Here is a 15,341-nt window from a genome sequence, read left to right as displayed (position 1 = left end):
ACAGCAAAGCACCTTCGACGTGACCGGTCCCCGGCAGGCAAGATCCGCCGCAGTATGAAGGAGGATGCCGTTGACCGGCACGTTCTCGCCCACGGAGGCCAGCGGGGAGAGCCGGAACATGCCTGCGGCGACCGACTCTTTCGGGGGACAGAACGTCGGGACCGTGCGGTTCACCTGTCAGGAGGACGGCGCACGGCGCCGTCCTCACGCATGCCCCTGCTCTGGCCGCCGTCAGTGCAGCAGGGACGTCACTGAACCGCTCACAGGCGCAGCCACTCGATCGTGTCGGACAGTTCCTGGTGTTCCGATGAGCCCTGGAGGGCGTTGACGCGCTTCTTGTGGAATGCGACCGCTTGGCCGTTCCTGTTCGTACAGCTCTCGCCCGAGGCGGCATCGCAGTAGCCGCATTCCAGGGTCAGCGGCAGCTGTTCGAGTTCGCTCTTGAGATCCGCGTGTCTCACCCACCGGTGGGTGAGACACGCGAAGACCCCTTCGGCAGTCGTACAGGTAGCGCCCCCGTCCACGGGGTAGCCGCACAGTTCGCCGTCGCGCGGATCGTGGTGCTCGCACCGTTCGCTTCCCTCACGTCGTTTGAAGGAGCAGCGCAGCCCTCGGGAGTACTCCACCCAGCGGGAGTCCTCAAGTTCCTCGTCCAACGTCACGGTGCACCGCTCCGGGAAGGGATCCGGGACACCATCGGGCAGCGGCCACTGGTGCTCGACGCAACGCTGGTTCGGCGCACCGACGAACACCCCGCACGGACCCCATGCCGGGTAGTTGGAGTAGCGTCCCGTGCGCGACGATGTCCAGAAGCACACGGGCCGAAGAAGGGCCTCGAACTTATCCCGTAGCTGACGGGCCTCAGGACTGGGTACGTACTGCAGGAGCCGGAAGGCTTCCTCGACCTCCTGGGCGGAGATCTCGACGCGCCGGGCGGCACCATTGCGCCTGCGTGCGATCACGCGTGCCAGCTTGGGCGGAGTGGGGGTGGTCCTCGACATGGAGCCGATTTGTACCGCAGCGCGGCGATGCCGACATGATGTACACGCCGACACCGCCCACGCTGCAAAGAATCAGCGCCTGAACGCTGCAAGCGCAGCTTAGCCGCAAATCGACTGAAAGACGTGGAAGCGGGGGTTCGGCGGCTGGGGCTGCAACGGCAGCGGCACCAGCCGGGTCGCCGCCGCGATCCTCGCCGGCGCCCCGGCCTCGGCACCCCGGAGAAGGCAGCCTTTCCGTGAGCGGCGATCCTTGCCGATCGCGCCTACACGGGCGCCAGCCCCTGGGTCACCACTAGCCTCAAACGACCGGCCGGTGGGGGAGCTCACTCCCGCTCAGCGCACCGTCAACCGCTCCCTCACCCAGACCCGGGCCCCTGTAGAGCGCGCCGTGGCACAGCTGAAGTGCTGCGGAGCCCCTGGCCAACGCTGCCCACACTGCCAGTTACGTCGGCCTCGGCTCCGGCCCGAGCGCCACCGACATGTCGGTGGCGCTCCTCGGCTCTTCGTACTGCGCTCGCCTACTCCAGGTAAGTGCCGGCGAAAACACCGTCGAAGCCGAGCGCAGATAGACCCTCCTCGACGGTGGGGTAGGTCGTGCCGTACGGGCTGGCGGCCAGGGCGTCGAAGTCGGCGCGGCTGATCTCGGGTTCGATCCACTGATTGCTGCACCGGCAGCGGACCCAGACGTTGCGGCCGTGGTTGATGAGCAGCCAGTCGCGTCGGGCCCGGCAGGCCGAGCACATCACGGGCATGCCGCCGAGGGCGAGTTCGTGTGGGTGGCTGACGCAGCGCGTTGCGCCGGGGCCATCGGTCGGCTGCATCTCGTACTGAAGTTGCACCAGGGGGTCGGTGCCCGTGGGAAGTATGGGCAGCGCGGGTGCCGGCTCCGTGGTGCCGTCGGTAGTTCTGGGCACGAGCGTCATCTCCCGGTCGAGGGCTTCCTGTTTTCATCCGTAACAGCAGGTGGAACCGGCTGTCCAGGCATTTCGTAGAGTCTGGTCGGTCGGTGGCAGGCCTTCCGTACGCGCTGATCAGCGGCGCGGTGGGCGGCTGCGCGGGTCAGAGACGGCAGGGCGGGGCGCCGCTGTGGGTGAGTTCCGTTCGCTGGTGCGGTTGGCCGAGGTCTTGGTCGGGCGGGTGCCGGCCTGCGGGCGACGGGAAGCTTCGCCCGCGTGGGCGGGGAGCTGGGCGAGGCGGCGAAGGCGCCAGACCAGGACGTCGTTCACGTCCGCGGCGGTGTCGAGTTCGCGCATGTCGATGGCCTGTTGCAGGAGGTCCTCGGGGTCGTGGCCGGCCTGCTCGGCCTGGGCGAGGGTGGCGACCAGGGCGTCCGTCTTCATCGGCGTGCCGTCTGCTCGTACGCCCTGCTCCGGCAGGGCCGCGCGGAGGGTGGCCTCCTGTGTCCGACGCTGAGCCTCGGGGAGGGCACGGCCTTGGTCGTGCAGCACCCGCATCGGCGTGGCGGCGGCCTGACGGTAGGCAGTTCGCAAATGCTCGGCGGCCTGTCGGGAGGCATGGGCCTGCTGGGCGTGACTGCGGGCGGAGTGCCAGCGGGCGGCTGCGAGGGTGACCAGGACCAGGGTGGAGACGAGCATGGCTGTGGTGCCGCCGTCCTCGCCCCGGCCGAGCGCGCCGCCGGCCTGAACGATGCCCCGGGCGGCCGAGCGGAGAGCCCGGGTGTCGGCGCGCTCTGCTCGGACGTGGCTGCGGGTCGCCCGCTCGAAGGCTCGGGCAGCGGCAGCCAGCTCGGCGCGGGTGGCGGCCGGGGAGGTCTGGGCGACCGCGTCCAGGAGTTCTCCGACGCCGACGAGCTGGGCGGCGGCTTCATCGTCGTCGCCGTCGAGCAGGACGGCGGCACGCTCGGCGATCCCGGTGGCGCTGCGTCGCTCTCGGGCGGGCGGGGACCAGTCCGCCCGGGCGCCGGCGGCTGAAGGCGTTGCCCGCTCGGCGGTACCGTCGGCGAGCCGGAGGCGGATCTTCGGAAGGGACAGGTCGGGGGCCAGTTTGGAACCGGGGTACCAGATCGGTTCACCGTGGCGGTTGCGGTCGCCGGGCAGGGCCACGTTGTAGCCGAGCGCGTCGCCGGACGGGGCGTGGCGCACCTTCACGCGTAGGCCCGCCTCGCGGAGCCGGGTGAAGAACTCCTTCTCGTCGTCTGCTCCCGCGACGGCCTGTCGGACGGCTTCGCGGAGCGTCTCGCGGGAGGTCTCGGGGCGGCCGGTGCGCTCGGCCTTGAACTTCTCGGCGCTGGTGGGGTTCTTCGCTGCGGTGCCGTCGCCGGCGTTGAGGCGGCGCAAGCCCATCTCCTCCTCGATGCGCCGGCAGACGGCCTGGGCCTTGTTGAAGTCATAGTTGAGGCGGGGATTGCGCAGGTCGCCACGGACCAGAGTGGCGACGATGTGGATGTGGTCTTCCGCGTGACGGACGGCGATCCACCGGCAACCGTCGGGATCACCGGCCGGGGCTATGCCGGTGGCGTGGACGATGCGCTGGGCGACGGCGTTCCACTCCTCGTCGGAGAGCCGCCGGTCGCCGGGGGCGGTCCGGACCGAGCAGTGCCAGACGTGCTTGGCGGGCGCGCGGTCGCCGGCTTGCTTGACCCGGAGGTCGAGGGCGGCGGTGAGGCGGGCGAGGGTGACTTGCGGGTCGGTGTCGCGGCCAGGGTCGGGGGCGAAGCCGTCCCAGGAGCCGACGAGGTGCGCGTCGGTGTGCTCCTCGCGCCGACCGGGGCCGTAGAGGTAGACGAGGAGTCCGTGGGTGCGGGAGCCACGTCCAATGTCGGGAACCATCACAGCCGCCTGTCGACCAGGTCGTTCGCCGCGTCGTCGAGGCGGCCGAGGGACCGGGTCAGAACGCTCAGTGCGTGGTCGAGTTCGCCGGGGAGGGGCTGTCCGCCGACGTTGTGGACGTAGGCTATCTGGTTGATGTTGTTGCCGATCCGGGCCAGGGCGGTACGCAGGGCAGCGAGTTCGTCGATGGCCGTGTCGAGTCGTTCGTTGGTGTGCAGGGCGGCCGAACCGCGGGCGGCGGCCAGGCCGGCGGCGGCGAGGAATCGGGCGACGGTGACGCCGCGCAGCGCGGCGGCGGCGACGATCTCGGCTTTCTCAGCGTCGGAGAGGCGGGTGGTCGTCTTGCGGGCGCGCTCGCTCGGGTTGCGGCTGCGGCGGCGCGGCTTGCGGTCGGGGAAGGCGGGCGGGCTCGGGCTCGGCTGCTCGCGGTCGGCGGGCTCGTCTGCTTCTCCCCCGGTGACCGGCGCCCCCTGGTGCTGGTTGCCCGGCTGGTTCCCGAGCGCCCTCGCTCGGGAACCAGCCGGGCCTCCCCGCCCTCTGGGGCGGGGGCAAGTGCGTGCGACGGGCCGTAGGACCGTCGTACGCGATAGCTTGCTCCGCCGGGAGCCGTCGTGGGGGCACGCTGCTCTTCGGTCGTGGTCACCGCCGGGTCGTCGGTGGTCACCGGCTCGTCTCGGGGTTCTGCTGCCGGATTTCTCGGACGAGTTCCTCGATCCAGTCCATGGCGAGGACCGGGTGGTGAAGGGTCCGGGGGCGATCGTGCTGCTCTCGCTGCACGATCCAGGTGGTGTCGGGACCGGGCTGGGCGCGGTGGAGGTGGCCGCGCTGGTGCAGGACGGACAGCCAGGAGTCGACCTCGGCGGGGGTGGCCGGGTGGGTGCGCACGGGGGTGTTCTCCGCTCGTTTCGAGAGGGATGTGGGGTGGGGGACCGGGGGCGGGTGACCGGCTCGGTCACCCACTCCGTGGTGTCCGGTCAGTTCCGGGCGGAGGTGACCGGCTGTCCGTGCTGCTGGCGAAGCTGGGCCATCAGGGCGGTCAGGGTGTCGCTGGACAGGGGGATCTGCTGACCTCGGATCGCCTGGGCGACCACCTTGCGGGTCAGCTTGTCCTCGGCCCTGACCGCTGACCGGGCGATTTTCAGTAGCTCCTCGGTGTCCGGGTCGGACCGCCGGACACTCGGTGTCCGAGCTTCCCGGTCGGTGACCGGGAGGCCGGTGACCGGCGGCTCGGTGCCCGGCTGACCGGCCCGGTCAGCGCCCTCGTCCGGCTGACCGGGGTGACCGGTGACCGCCGGCGGAGTGGCCGGAAGGCCGGTGCCCGGCACCGCGTCCGGCTGACCCGCCCGGTCAGCCCCCCTGTCCGGCTGACCGGGGTGGCCAGTGACCGAGGCGGCGTTGCCCGGACGGCCGATGACCGGGATACCGCTGTCCACCGGGTCACTGCCCCCGGTCAGTGACCGAGGAGCGGGCACCCGCTTCTCCAGGGACAGCGGGGGCCGGCCGGTCGGGTCAGTGACCGGCTGTCCGGCTTCGACCTGACCGGACTCCGGTCGCTGACCGACCCGGTCGGCCCGGGTGACCTCGATGCCGTCGCGCCGGTCACCCTGACCGAGGTCACCGGTCTGACCGACGTCCTCGCGGTCAGCGTGCCCGACCGGCTTCCGGGCGATGAGGATGTAGAGGTGGACGGCACCGGCCAGTGCGAGAGGGGCGATGGTGGACAGCACCGCGACCACCGTGTTGCCGAGCCGCAGCCCGGTGCCGGCGACCGCTTCCTCGTTGAGCCGTACCGCGTGGAGTGCGTTGGCCCAGATGCTGGCGGCGGTGGCCGTGCCGAAGAGCGTCCAGACGTAGAGCCGGGCGCGCAGGGGTGCGTCACGGAGGACCAGGAGGGCTCGGATGCCGTAGGCGATGAACCCGTCGATCACCAGGGGGAAGAGGTAGGTGAGGAAGCCTCGGATGTGGATGGCGACGGCCATCTGCTGGAGGGCGTCGTACGACAGGGCGCACCCCGCGCCGCCGAGGGCGATGACGGCCGCTCGGTCCCAGCCGGATATGTGCGCAGTCTTCGGCACGGTCGTGGCGGTCACGCCGCCGTCCCGAAGTCGTCGCGGCCCAGGTGCTCGCCGGCGGCCTCGGATGGGGCGGTGTCCGACTCGGGCTGGTTCAAGTCTCGGTGGCTCAGGGCACGGCGGAGTTCGCGGTAGAGCTTCTTGGCGTGCTCCCCGCTGATCTTCAGGAGCCAGGCCAGGCGCTGCTCGGTCACTCCGTGGCGGTAGGCGGCGTGGACGACCGCAGTGCGCTCGGCGGTGGTGAGGTGGACGTCGCGTCCGGCGATGGTGTCGTTGACACGGCTGTAGTCGAGGCGGTGGGCGATCTTCCCGTGGAGAGGTCCGCGCTCCTCCTCGGTCAGTCCGCCTCGGATGCCGTCGGTGTCGTTGCCTTCCAGGGCTGCGTCCAGACAGGTGCGGCGGACCGGGCACTGGCCGCACAGCGCCTTCGCTGCGGTGATCTTGTCGGTCTCGTCGGGGGCCGGGAAGAAGATCTCGGGGTCCACCGGGTTGTACTCGGTGCTCTGGCAGACGGCATCGACCTGCCAGGTGTGGTCGCCGAGCGACCGGTGGCGAGCAGGGCGGATCGTCGTGCTGGTCATGCGGGGTGCTCCGATCGCTCTCCGCGCGCAGGGGCGTTGGCGGAGAGGTGCGCTGGGTCGGGGAGGTGCTCGGGGCGGCGCGCAGAGGGCGCGGCCCGGCATGTTGGCCTGGGGCGGGTCAGGCCGCGAGACGGTGGCGTCTGCGGTCGACCGGCTCGAACTCGACCCGGGTGGTCATCTGTGCGAGCCGGGATGCGACGCGGTCACCGAGGTGGGCCCGGAGGTCACTGATCGCCAGGTTGGTGGTGATCAGGGTCGGAAGCTCGTAGTTGTACCGGCGGTTGATCAGCCGGTACGTCACTTCCTCGACCCACTCGCTGGCCTTGGCCGCGCCAAGGTCGTCGATGATCAGCAGCGGGCAGCGGCTGACGGCCGCCAGCTCCCGCTCGCTGTCGGCTCCGGGACGGGGCCGCAGGTCGGCGTACAGGTCGGCGGCGGTGGCCGCGCGCCAGCGCACGCCGACTCCACTCTGCACCAGCCGCCGGACGGCGCCGTACGCCTGGTGCGTCTTGCCCGCGCCGACGACGCCGGCCATCAGCAGGCTGGGGCCGGTGGTGACCTGTCGCCTGGCTCCCTGGTTGGGAGCGACGGCGGCCTCGGTGACGGTCCGGACCCAGGCCAGGACCTGGGGGTGGTCGGCGACAGCGGCCCGGTAGCGCGGGGGCATCCCGGCCGACAGGGCCTCCAGCGGGGAGTACGGCTCGGGCTCCTCGGCCTGTGCGGCGGCGGAGTCGATGTTGCGGGCGGCCAGGATCCGGGCCATCCGGTCCAGGGTGCCCTCGCCGATGGTCTGCGGTTCGCGGTGACGGGTGCGCATCACAGGTCCTCGGCGTAGGCGGCAGCGGCGTTGGACGGGTTGGTCCACGCCTGGTGGGCGGGCACGTTAGGCCGGATTCCCGGTCGCGCCAAACCGCCGGAGCGGGCGTTCATGGCCTCGTTGACCATGCTGGTCAGCACGCTCGGGTGCTTGGGGTTGGCCGCGAAGTTCGCCAGCCCGGCGCGGATGTGCTCCGGGGTGATGCCCTCGCCCAGGAGCTTCTTGGTGATCCGGCCGAGGTGTCCGATCACGTCGCTGGGCGGGCGCTCGTCGCAGGCGGCGACGTACTCGCCGACGAGCTGATTGGCCGAGACGCCATCTGCGGGCGCCGTGCGCCCCGTAGGGACAAGAGATCCAGGATCCAAGATCCTAGATCCAGGCGCCGAACCTTCTCCGAGCTTTCGGGGAGGGTTCGGGGAGTCCTCGACGAATGCGTTCTGACCTGCGCTTTTCGCACCCTCGTGGTGACGGGTTCCGACGATGTCCTCGAAGGCGTCCTGACGGGCGGCGAAGGTCTCGTCCGCGTGCTCGCGAAGAATCGCGGTGGATGGCGGGGGCGGATCAAGGGTTCGGGGAGTGTTCGGCGAAGCCTCGGCGAGTCCGCGGCGAGTGGTGGACGAGTCCTCGGCCCGCTTGGTGCAGGCGCCCTTGCAGGGGGCGCACCGGGCGGCGGCCTGGTGCTGCGGGCAGGAGGGCAGGCGAGACTGGCTCGGCTTGTCGATCTTCTGGTGCTCGGACCAGGTCACGATGTGGAGGTAGCGGCGGCCGTCACAGCCCGTGTACCGGCAGATCAGGCCGGCGGTCGCGAGCTGGTGGAGGTCGTCTTCGACGTGGACCGAGGTGTGCTCGGCACGGAGGGGCCAGAGGAGCCCGGCGATGATCGCGGCGTTGTCACGGTGGCGGCCGTGGTCGTCGGACTGCGTGAGCAGCCCGAAGAAGGTCCGCTCGGCCTCGACGCTCACTTCGGCGAGCGACTCGGAGAAGAACGCCTCCGGCTTGATGGTCCGTATCCGCGCCATGTCAGCGGCCCCGACCGGTGGCGGTCAGGTCGCTGCGGGTGAGGGCGGCGTCGGAGAGCTCGAAGACGTGCGGCCGGGTCCAGTCCGCCTCCGGCCAGACGCGCAGGATCCAGCGGGCGGCGACCCGAACGGTCGTACGGTTCGGCTCCAGGGTCTTCCCGGCCGCGTCCTTGACGATGGCGTGCAGGTGGGGCCACTTCTGCTTCGGATCGTTGAGGCTGACCCGGATTGTGGCCGCGCCCGGGATCACGGCGGCGAGCTGGGCCGCGAGGCGGTGTCGGCGGTCGGTGTCCGGGCAGGTCAGGGTTCCGCTCGGCATGGCGAGCATGCGATACTCCGTTTTTCGTAGGAGCGCGGTGCGGCGGTCTCGTGCAAGAAGCCCTGCCACCCGCGTGATGTGAATTGGCACCTCTCGGGGTGCCGGCCCGGCGCTTGGGAGTTGGTAGCTCCCGGGCGCCGGTTTCAGTTGCCCAGCCACGTCATGGGCCGTGCGCTCACATTTGCCCCGCCTCCTCTCTGGTGCTCGTTCCACCCCTCTCCCGGGGCGCCGCCCGGCGGGGGACGACGAACATACGTAGACACCTGCGGCAAGTCCATCCCCGGCTCGTTGCAGGTCACACAGGGCTCGCGACGGCCGGTATCGGTGAAGGTGGCGCCGCGAACGGCCGACAACGACTGGATAACCGGATCCGACGGCGCGTTGCGCAAGTCGGCACGACAACGCAACATGCATAGGGGTCCCCAGGGCCTGGCGCCATAGAGAGCCGGAGCCTGACGACCAGGTGCGATACGGAAACGTACGTCAGTTGCGCAGATGTATCAAGTCTGGATTACAGTTGCTCCAGAGGCCCCCACCACGGGCCCGATAGCCGCCCTGCAGGAGTTCATGTGCCACGTCAGTTCGACGGCAGTCGCGTACGTGCTGTCCGGCGGGGCAAGGACCTCCACCAGAAGGAGTTGGCCGAGATGGTGGGCGTCAGCGCCCCCACTATCGCGAGATGGGAGAGCGGCCAGGACTTCCCCAAGGGCGAGAAGCTTCCCGCGATCGCCGCGGCGCTTGGCCAGCCGCTCGATGCCCTCTTCCCCCATGACGGTCCACCGGACCTGCAGCTCCTGCGCTGCGACGCCGGCCTCAGCGTGGCGCAGGCCGCTGCGATCATCGGCGCGAGCCGCGTACCGGTGAGTAACGCCGAATCCGGCCGGCGCCGACTCAGCGATGCTTACGTGCAGCCGCTCGCACGGGCGTACGGGGTGACCGCAGAGCAACTGTCGGACGCCCAGGACTGCTCGTTCGGGCTTCGCCCCAGGGCCCCGCGTGACGAGCAGGCGTCCGCCCCCCGCACGGTCGGAGAGAAGATCAACTACCTCCTGCAGCACGGGTACGTTGGTCAGGAAGCGCCCTCTGATGAGGAAATCGCACGGCTCGTCAATGAGCATGCGGGCGTGGCGGCCGTCACCGCCGGCGACATCGATGCTCTTCGCGCGGGTGCCACGACGGAGGCTTCTGATGTGGTGCGTGCCGGCCTAGCCGAGGCGCTCCAGGTCGACGCGGCCCTCTTCCAGGACGATGCCCAGGTCGACCCTGCGGCCCGCGAGTTCCTGGAGGCACTCCGCTTCCTCGGCTCGATTCACCGAGGGCAGATCCTCGGCCTGGCTGCCCGCGGCAACAGCAGGGGCCTGTCTGCCGAGATGATGGCCCACATCAACGAGCTCGTCGGAGAGCTCAAGCACAAGCTGCCCGAGGTGCACGACGGGGAGTGACGCCGCCGGTCAGCACTACTCGCGGGCTTGGACGTCCGAGGTGTATCCGCTCTGCCGGCTTGGTAGCTGATACGGACCGTCGACCGTGCGTGGACAAGGCCGGTACGAGCTGTTTCGCAGCCGCGTCAATGGCCGACAACAGCGAAGGGACTACGGCGATACCCCTTGCTGAGGTATCGCCGTAGTCCCTTCGATCTTGCTGTTCCCGGCGCTCCAACGCCGGAGGCGGAGGCTTGCTCACCCTCCGCGGCCACTGCTACCGCGACTGCCTGCCTCGGCGGGCGAACGTCGACGTCCTGGGCAACTTTGCTGTGCCGAGGTGTGGGCGAGCAGGGGCGATGGCTCAGTTCCGACATCGGGACCGGTCGGACCGCCGAGCGGCCGACGCCGGGCTAGGACGCCGTAAGGTCCACGCCGAGCAGCTCGGAGAGAGTGGCCACCGTCTGCTGGGGGTCCTGGTTGTGCACCCCCGCGAGGCCGAGCTGCTCCGCTGCCTGGACGTAACCCTCGGTGTCGTCGACGAAGACGCACTCCTCGGCCGGCAGATCCATGAGCTTGAGCGTGATCTCGAAGAGCTCGGGGTCAGGCTTGCGCAGCAGGTGCTGCTCGGAGATCACCACGACGTCGTACAGCCGCTCAAGCTCGTAGCCGTCGTACAGGTCCCAAGGCGTCAAGCCCACGGAGTTGGACAGGATGCCCACCTTGATCCCGGCTCGCCTCGCTGCGGCAGCCGCACTGATCATCAGCGGCTCGGGGCGAAGGTCGCCGAAGATGCGGCCCATCAAGTTGCCAGCCGGCACGCCCAGCATCTTGCCGGCAAACTCGTTCCACTCGGTCTGGGAGACCGCTCCGCGCTCGAGGTCGCTGGTGATCCGGACGCCCTCGTCGTCCTTGTACAGGGCCGTGAGGCAGGCGCCCTGTGGAAGTCCCTCGCGCTGCTCGAAGGCGAGCACTGCGGGCAGCAGCGGAGTGGTGAGAACGCCTCCGAAATCGAGGATGAGGCCGGTGCGGCGGTTGGACATGCGAGAACTCCAGATTGCTGAGATTTCGGACGCCCATCCAGAACGGACAGCGTCGCGGCCCGGTTACGTGTGGCGACGGGAGTAGCTGTGCGTCGCAGGCCGGGGTGCACTTACGGGGCGGAGCATGACCTATCAGTCCGCATGACCCACGGTACCAGCCCAGTTCATACAGCAGATGGTGCCAAATCTCACTCACCATCCCGCCATTCAAGATCGCTATGCAGCCTGGTCCCGCTCGACGGGAAATAGGGTCTGAACCGAGAAATCAGACTGTGAACCTCATTGCAGGCTACCGACCCGGTTCGGATTCCACCTCTGCGGAGTGCAGGAGAAGCTCCCGGGCTTGATCCGTGGTGATGTGCGAGTAGGCCGTGCTGACTCGTGCTAGCCACGCCGATTCACTGTCGGTGTCAACGAATGGCTTCTCTCGCAGGGTGACAGCGGCATACAGATTGGCTGGCACGGTGTCAGCGGCCTGGAGTGCGGCCTTGATCCAGTACGCTTCCGCGGCCGGCTCTGGGTCGGGGTGCGAGGCGGTGATGTCCTCGGCGGCGAACATCAAGTCTCGTGGAGCGTAATAGCGCAGCTTCTCGCAAGCGTCAGCAATGTCCTGCGTCCATCGGTCCAGGCGAACATCGATAGGGACGCGGATGTGCATGAGTTCCGCGAGGCGTCTTCCCGGTGGATACAGGCTCGTCCCGGGAAAAGCATCCACCAGGTCAAACCAGAGCGGGTAAGTCCTGCAAAGGGTGCGCCAAGTCTTCCATCGGGCCGCCGCCGCGCGGGTGGTGGGGATGCTCGCGCCTACGGCAACGATCAGGAAGAGCACGTTCATCCATATCGATGTGGAATCTACAAGCAGCTGCACCGTGGTAGCGCTTAGAGGGAATGCGACGGTAGCCCAAACGATGCTGATACGGGCCGCTGTATGGGTCAGGCCCATCCACATCGAAAGCCCCATCAAGCCCAGCCCGACACGCATGCTTGTGCTCTCGGCCTGTCGTGCCGCTCTCGTCCACTGGTAGCCACAAACCGCGGTCGTGATGAGCGGGAAGAAGTAGAAGACGGTCATGTAGACCGCAACCCCCCATTGCCCAGCGTGGTCGATGAGGAAGTTTCGGCTCGGCTTGTCGCGGTCCACCACGGTGAAAAACAGGACCGTGAGCAGGATGACACCTATCGCCCCCACGCCATAAGATGCGCGGGCGATCCGGCGGGAGACCGCTACGTGCCGGGGTACGACTGTCTCCGAGCTCTTCCCGTAGCTGGTGGCGACGTAGGCCAGGGCCGCGATGATCGCTGCAGTACTGGCGAAGTGCCTGAGCAAGGCGCTCAGGTCCACTACAGGAATGCGATCCACCGCATCCATTGCTGCTGGCGTGTAGAGCCACAGAGCTACGGCGAATCCCGCATAGCCGCCCCAGAGCGCCCGGCGGTGAGCATCAGCGTACCGAACTGCAGGGAATCGCCATACGGCGATGACGGTCATCACAGCCGCAGTAAGGTATTTAATGTAGTCGAACACGGAACCAGAGGATATCTGCGCCGGCTGCACGTTTCGCCGGCCCGGAAAGGTCGGCTGACCGCAGCCATAGCTGCCAGTAGGTGGACTGCGCGATGCGGCGGAAGCCGTAAGGCCAGGAACGGTGCCTCGGCGGTCGCCAGCCGATCGCGGTTAGATTCGGCGCCGCGGTGGAGCAGCGACTGGATGAGCAAGTGAATGCTCCAGGAGGCTGACCAAGTCATCTCCCGTGAACGACTGACGGCGCGCCAGCCGCTTTATCAACGAGGCCGAAAGCTCGGCCTGCTTTTCCTCGGGGCTGCCGAAATCTACGCGCCCTTGGACCAGGGCCGACGGGAAACGCCGAAGGACTTCCTGACGAACGCGCTCGGGGACGTATCGCTCGATCTCGGCATCCGTCAGGGAGGTCCCGTGGTCCAGCCACTCGTGCGCGAGCTCATGGAGGATGATGTGCTCGGTTTGATTGCGACACGAACGGCGGCGATAGAGAATGATCGTGAACTCCGGCGCTTTGACCCGAAGGCCGCATGCTGTGCCCAGGCCCCCGTCGGTGTCATCCAGTGGCACTAGCTGAATCTGGCGACCCAACGCGCCCTCCATATTCCGCACCAGCGCCTCGACGCTGAAAGGAGCGGGGATAGGGAGATCGGCGAGCAGTCTCTCGCACTCCTTCACGAGGGCGCGCCGTGAAGGGTCTCTACGCCAACGCATAGTCGCTCCATTGAAATGCCACTGAGGTGTTCACTGCCAGCCCGCGAGGCGCTAGTAGCCAGGAGCTTGTGTTTGAGGTGCGCGGTGGTCGGCCGACACGCTCTGTCTACGCCTAATCGTACAAGGAGGAAAGTGTGGTCCATGCGGACGGGCGTGTTGTGAAGGTCACCAAGCGCGACAGTCTCGCAATCTGGATTCCAAGATCGAAATTTAGTGACGGCGCGTTAATTGATCTTTTTGAATGCTTCTGAGGTGAGGCTGGTCCACCTGTGCTTGCGCGGTCCAGTCCGGTCGGGGCAGGACGCCTTCACTGAGCCTTTTCCAACCTCACACTGAGGCGTGATGAAGGACGAGAACGGCTTGGACGATCGCGGTGATGCGGTTGGTGCTGCAGCGGAGCTTCCGTAGGAGTCGCCAGCCCTTCAGGGTGGCCATGGCCTGCTCTCCGAGGCAGCGGATCTTGGCGTGTGTGCTGTTGTGCCGGTGCTGCCACCGTTTGAGACGACGGCCGCGGAATGGTACCCGGATGCAGCCGCCGGCGCCCTGATACGCCTTGTCGGCCCAGCACTTGAGGCCGGCCTCGGTGAGTGCGTTGACGATGCCGTGGGTGCGGGCGGCGGTCAGGTCGTGGGTGGAGCCGGGCAGCGCGGGCGAGGCCCATAGCAGCCGCCCGAAGGGATCGGTGAGGACTTGGACGTTCATGCCGTGACGTTTGTGTTTCCCGGAGTAGTACGGAGTGTCGGCGGCGATCCGGTCGATCGGCAGCAGGGTGCCGTCGAGGATGACGAAGTTCGGATCGTCCTCATCGCCTCGGCCAGGGACGGGGCGAGGGCGGACAGGGCCTCGACGGCTTCACGTATGTAGCGGTAGACGGTCGCGATCCCGATGCCGAATCCGGCGGCGAGCTGGGCGTAGGTGTCACCGCACCGCAGGTGGGCCAAGGCGAGCAGAGCCTGACGTGCGGCGGAAAGGCGTCGCCATCGCGTCCCGATCTCCCGCCGCCTGGCTGCCAGCTGTCCGGTCAGGAACCGCAAGGTGCGGCTGGACAGATCAATCGAGGACGGGTAGACAAGCACGCGAAGCTCCTGGCAGACACAGGTGATCTTGGTCGAGAACCCGTCTACCAGGAGCTTCGTCGTTGCGCAGGACTGTCCAACTCACGGTCAGCACCGCCAGCTTGGAAAAGGCTCACTGACAAAGTGACGAGTTGACTGGCCAGCGTCTTAAGTACGGCCGCGATGAAGTTCACAGGAGAGTGTCGAGCATCCGTACTCTCCCGCTCGACGTTGTTGGCACTGCTGAGCGTCAAGAGGACCTTTCCGTAGAACATCACAGGGTCCGGCTCCTCGACGTCCACGGCTCTGTCGTCGATGCCCCGCGCCCGCCACTGATTCGCAATATGACGGAGATGGAGGAGGAATCTCGCTCGGGCTGACGCATCCTCTTCACTGACCGGCGACTCCTGGAACGTCGAAGCCATCAGCTGAAGCCGTTCGACAACTTTCGAGGCTGTGGGAAGCGGGAGCGTCGGTCCGACGCGGATCCCCGCGAACTGAACCTCAGGCGTGGGTGCGGTGCTCACCGATGGGAAGGGCTTTTTGCCTCTGCGGCATGAGGAGCGCCCGTCCCGCGGACAGTCGGGGCAAAGGTAACGAAGGTATGCGTTCCGGGACAGCAACTGCTCCTGGGCATACTTGATGAGCCGAATCGCTTCCAAAGCGATCCCCTCGGCTTCCACGCTGCGATCTCCGAGCGAAACGGTGAAGCGCTCAATCGGCCTGGAAGAGCGATCTTGAATCGCAATGTCGGCCAGGAGGCCAAACACCCACCCCTTCAAGGCGGCATTCAGCCCGTCTAGCGTTGAGGCGGCGGCACGACCATCGCTGAGGTCCGAGTAACAGAGGAGGGCCACACATGCTCCTTACAGGTAGCGACGAGGTTGCTACCTCTAGGCCTGGGACGAGGTCGTATCGGCAAACATTCTCCGGGACCGATATGTGACATGCGTCACGCCCTGCTGCGCCCGTGGTGAGTGAGTAGATCCGG

Annotated in this window: 15 protein-coding genes and 2 pseudogenes; 3 read left to right on the top strand and 14 right to left on the bottom strand. The window is 68.1% G+C overall.

Translation table 11 applies throughout. The features are described 5' to 3' along the window. Positions 1–260: 260 nt before the first annotated feature. The gene (locus tag OG259_RS37925) at positions 261–1,001 is read right to left on the bottom strand and encodes a zinc finger domain-containing protein (protein WP_328946386.1); all 741 of its coding nucleotides are present in this window, start codon (positions 999–1,001) and stop codon (positions 261–263) included. Between the two features lie 246 nt (positions 1,002–1,247). Here OG259_RS37925 and OG259_RS37920 point away from each other — a divergent pair. Continuing rightward, positions 1,248–1,473 (top strand): annotated as a pseudogene (locus OG259_RS37920) (transposase family protein); the annotation flags it as partial. Between the two features lie 46 nt (positions 1,474–1,519). Here the strand turns inward: OG259_RS37920 and OG259_RS37915 are convergent. The 9 genes from OG259_RS37915 to OG259_RS37870 form a co-directional block, all read right to left on the bottom strand. Then, the gene (locus OG259_RS37915) at positions 1,520–1,924 is read right to left on the bottom strand and encodes a hypothetical protein (protein ID WP_328946385.1); all 405 of its coding nucleotides are present in this window, start codon (positions 1,922–1,924) and stop codon (positions 1,520–1,522) included. Between the two features lie 108 nt (positions 1,925–2,032). Then, positions 2,033–3,790, bottom strand: a complete 1,758-nt coding sequence (locus OG259_RS37910; protein WP_328946384.1) for a relaxase/mobilization nuclease domain-containing protein — start codon at positions 3,788–3,790, stop codon at positions 2,033–2,035. Next, positions 3,790–4,095, bottom strand: coding sequence for a plasmid mobilization relaxosome protein MobC (mobC, locus tag OG259_RS41875; RefSeq protein WP_443052158.1), 306 nt, complete (start codon positions 4,093–4,095; stop codon positions 3,790–3,792). Before mobC ends, OG259_RS37910 begins: the two co-directional genes overlap by 1 nt. 355 nt (positions 4,096–4,450) lie before the next feature. Further along, a complete protein-coding gene (locus OG259_RS37895) occupies positions 4,451–4,675 on the bottom strand; it encodes a hypothetical protein (RefSeq protein WP_328946382.1) in 225 nt (74 codons plus the stop codon). An 89-nt stretch (positions 4,676–4,764) separates the two neighbouring features. Continuing rightward, positions 4,765–5,880, bottom strand: coding sequence for a DUF2637 domain-containing protein (locus OG259_RS37890; protein ID WP_328946381.1), 1,116 nt, complete (start codon positions 5,878–5,880; stop codon positions 4,765–4,767). Continuing rightward, a complete protein-coding gene (locus OG259_RS37885; RefSeq protein ID WP_328946380.1) occupies positions 5,877–6,443 on the bottom strand; it encodes a WhiB family transcriptional regulator in 567 nt (188 codons plus the stop codon). Before OG259_RS37885 ends, OG259_RS37890 begins: the two co-directional genes overlap by 4 nt. Before the next feature lie 118 nt (positions 6,444–6,561). Further along, entirely contained in the window at positions 6,562–7,260 is a 699-nt protein-coding gene (locus tag OG259_RS37880; protein ID WP_328946379.1) for an ATP-binding protein, read from the bottom strand. After that, positions 7,260–8,279, bottom strand: a complete 1,020-nt coding sequence (locus OG259_RS37875; protein ID WP_328946378.1) for a hypothetical protein — start codon at positions 8,277–8,279, stop codon at positions 7,260–7,262. Before OG259_RS37875 ends, OG259_RS37880 begins: the two co-directional genes overlap by 1 nt. Position 8,280: 1 nt before the next feature. Beyond that, complete coding sequence (locus tag OG259_RS37870; RefSeq protein WP_328946377.1) at positions 8,281–8,607, bottom strand: transcriptional regulator; 327 nt, start codon at positions 8,605–8,607, stop codon at positions 8,281–8,283. A gap of 560 nt (positions 8,608–9,167) precedes the next feature. Here OG259_RS37870 and OG259_RS37865 point away from each other — a divergent pair. Beyond that, positions 9,168–10,040 (top strand): helix-turn-helix domain-containing protein, encoded by an 873-nt coding sequence (locus OG259_RS37865; RefSeq protein ID WP_328946376.1) that lies wholly within the window; start codon positions 9,168–9,170, stop codon positions 10,038–10,040. Between the two features lie 392 nt (positions 10,041–10,432). Here OG259_RS37865 and OG259_RS37860 read toward each other — a convergent pair whose 3' ends face one another. Together OG259_RS37860 and OG259_RS37855 are read right to left on the bottom strand one after the other, a co-directional pair. Further along, on the bottom strand, positions 10,433–11,062 hold the full coding sequence (locus tag OG259_RS37860) for an HAD-IA family hydrolase (protein ID WP_328946375.1): 630 nt from the start codon (positions 11,060–11,062) through the stop codon (positions 10,433–10,435). A 289-nt stretch (positions 11,063–11,351) separates the two neighbouring features. Then, entirely contained in the window at positions 11,352–12,587 is a 1,236-nt protein-coding gene (locus tag OG259_RS37855) for an MAB_1171c family putative transporter (protein ID WP_328946374.1), read from the bottom strand. Positions 12,588–12,782: 195 nt separating this feature from the next. Between OG259_RS37855 and OG259_RS37850 the strand changes: the two genes are divergently transcribed. Further along, entirely contained in the window at positions 12,783–13,154 is a 372-nt protein-coding gene (locus tag OG259_RS37850) for a hypothetical protein (RefSeq protein ID WP_328946373.1), read from the top strand. Between the two features lie 468 nt (positions 13,155–13,622). Here OG259_RS37850 and OG259_RS37845 read toward each other — a convergent pair. Both OG259_RS37845 and OG259_RS37840 read right to left on the bottom strand, forming a co-directional pair. After that, positions 13,623–14,371 (bottom strand): annotated as a pseudogene (locus OG259_RS37845) (transposase family protein). Between the two features lie 44 nt (positions 14,372–14,415). Next, positions 14,416–15,207 (bottom strand): hypothetical protein, encoded by a 792-nt coding sequence (locus OG259_RS37840; RefSeq protein WP_328946372.1) that lies wholly within the window; start codon positions 15,205–15,207, stop codon positions 14,416–14,418. Positions 15,208–15,341: the final 134 nt, after the last annotated feature.

It is taken from the genome of Streptomyces sp. NBC_00250 (assembly GCF_036192275.1).
Lineage (GTDB): Bacteria > Actinomycetota > Actinomycetes > Streptomycetales > Streptomycetaceae > Streptomyces.
The sequence above is the reverse complement of the archived record's forward strand: the minus strand, read 5'-3'. Positions and strand labels throughout refer to the sequence as shown.

Excerpts from the sequence above, each read along its gene's own strand:
- OG259_RS37870 (WP_328946377.1), bottom strand. The coding sequence starts at position 8,607 with ATGCTCGCCATGCCGAGCGGAACCCTGACCTGCCCGGACACCGACCGC.
- OG259_RS37860 (WP_328946375.1), bottom strand. The coding sequence starts at position 11,062 with ATGTCCAACCGCCGCACCGGCCTCATCCTCGATTTCGGAGGCGTTCTC.
- OG259_RS37885 (WP_328946380.1), bottom strand. The coding sequence starts at position 6,443 with ATGACCAGCACGACGATCCGCCCTGCTCGCCACCGGTCGCTCGGCGAC.
- OG259_RS37875 (WP_328946378.1), bottom strand. The coding sequence starts at position 8,279 with ATGGCGCGGATACGGACCATCAAGCCGGAGGCGTTCTTCTCCGAGTCG.
- OG259_RS37925 (WP_328946386.1), bottom strand. The coding sequence starts at position 1,001 with ATGTCGAGGACCACCCCCACTCCGCCCAAGCTGGCACGCGTGATCGCA.
- OG259_RS37915 (WP_328946385.1), bottom strand. The coding sequence starts at position 1,924 with ATGACGCTCGTGCCCAGAACTACCGACGGCACCACGGAGCCGGCACCC.
- OG259_RS37880 (WP_328946379.1), bottom strand. The coding sequence starts at position 7,260 with ATGCGCACCCGTCACCGCGAACCGCAGACCATCGGCGAGGGCACCCTG.
- OG259_RS37910 (WP_328946384.1), bottom strand. The coding sequence starts at position 3,790 with ATGGTTCCCGACATTGGACGTGGCTCCCGCACCCACGGACTCCTCGTC.
- OG259_RS37850 (WP_328946373.1), top strand. The coding sequence starts at position 12,783 with ATGCTCCAGGAGGCTGACCAAGTCATCTCCCGTGAACGACTGACGGCG.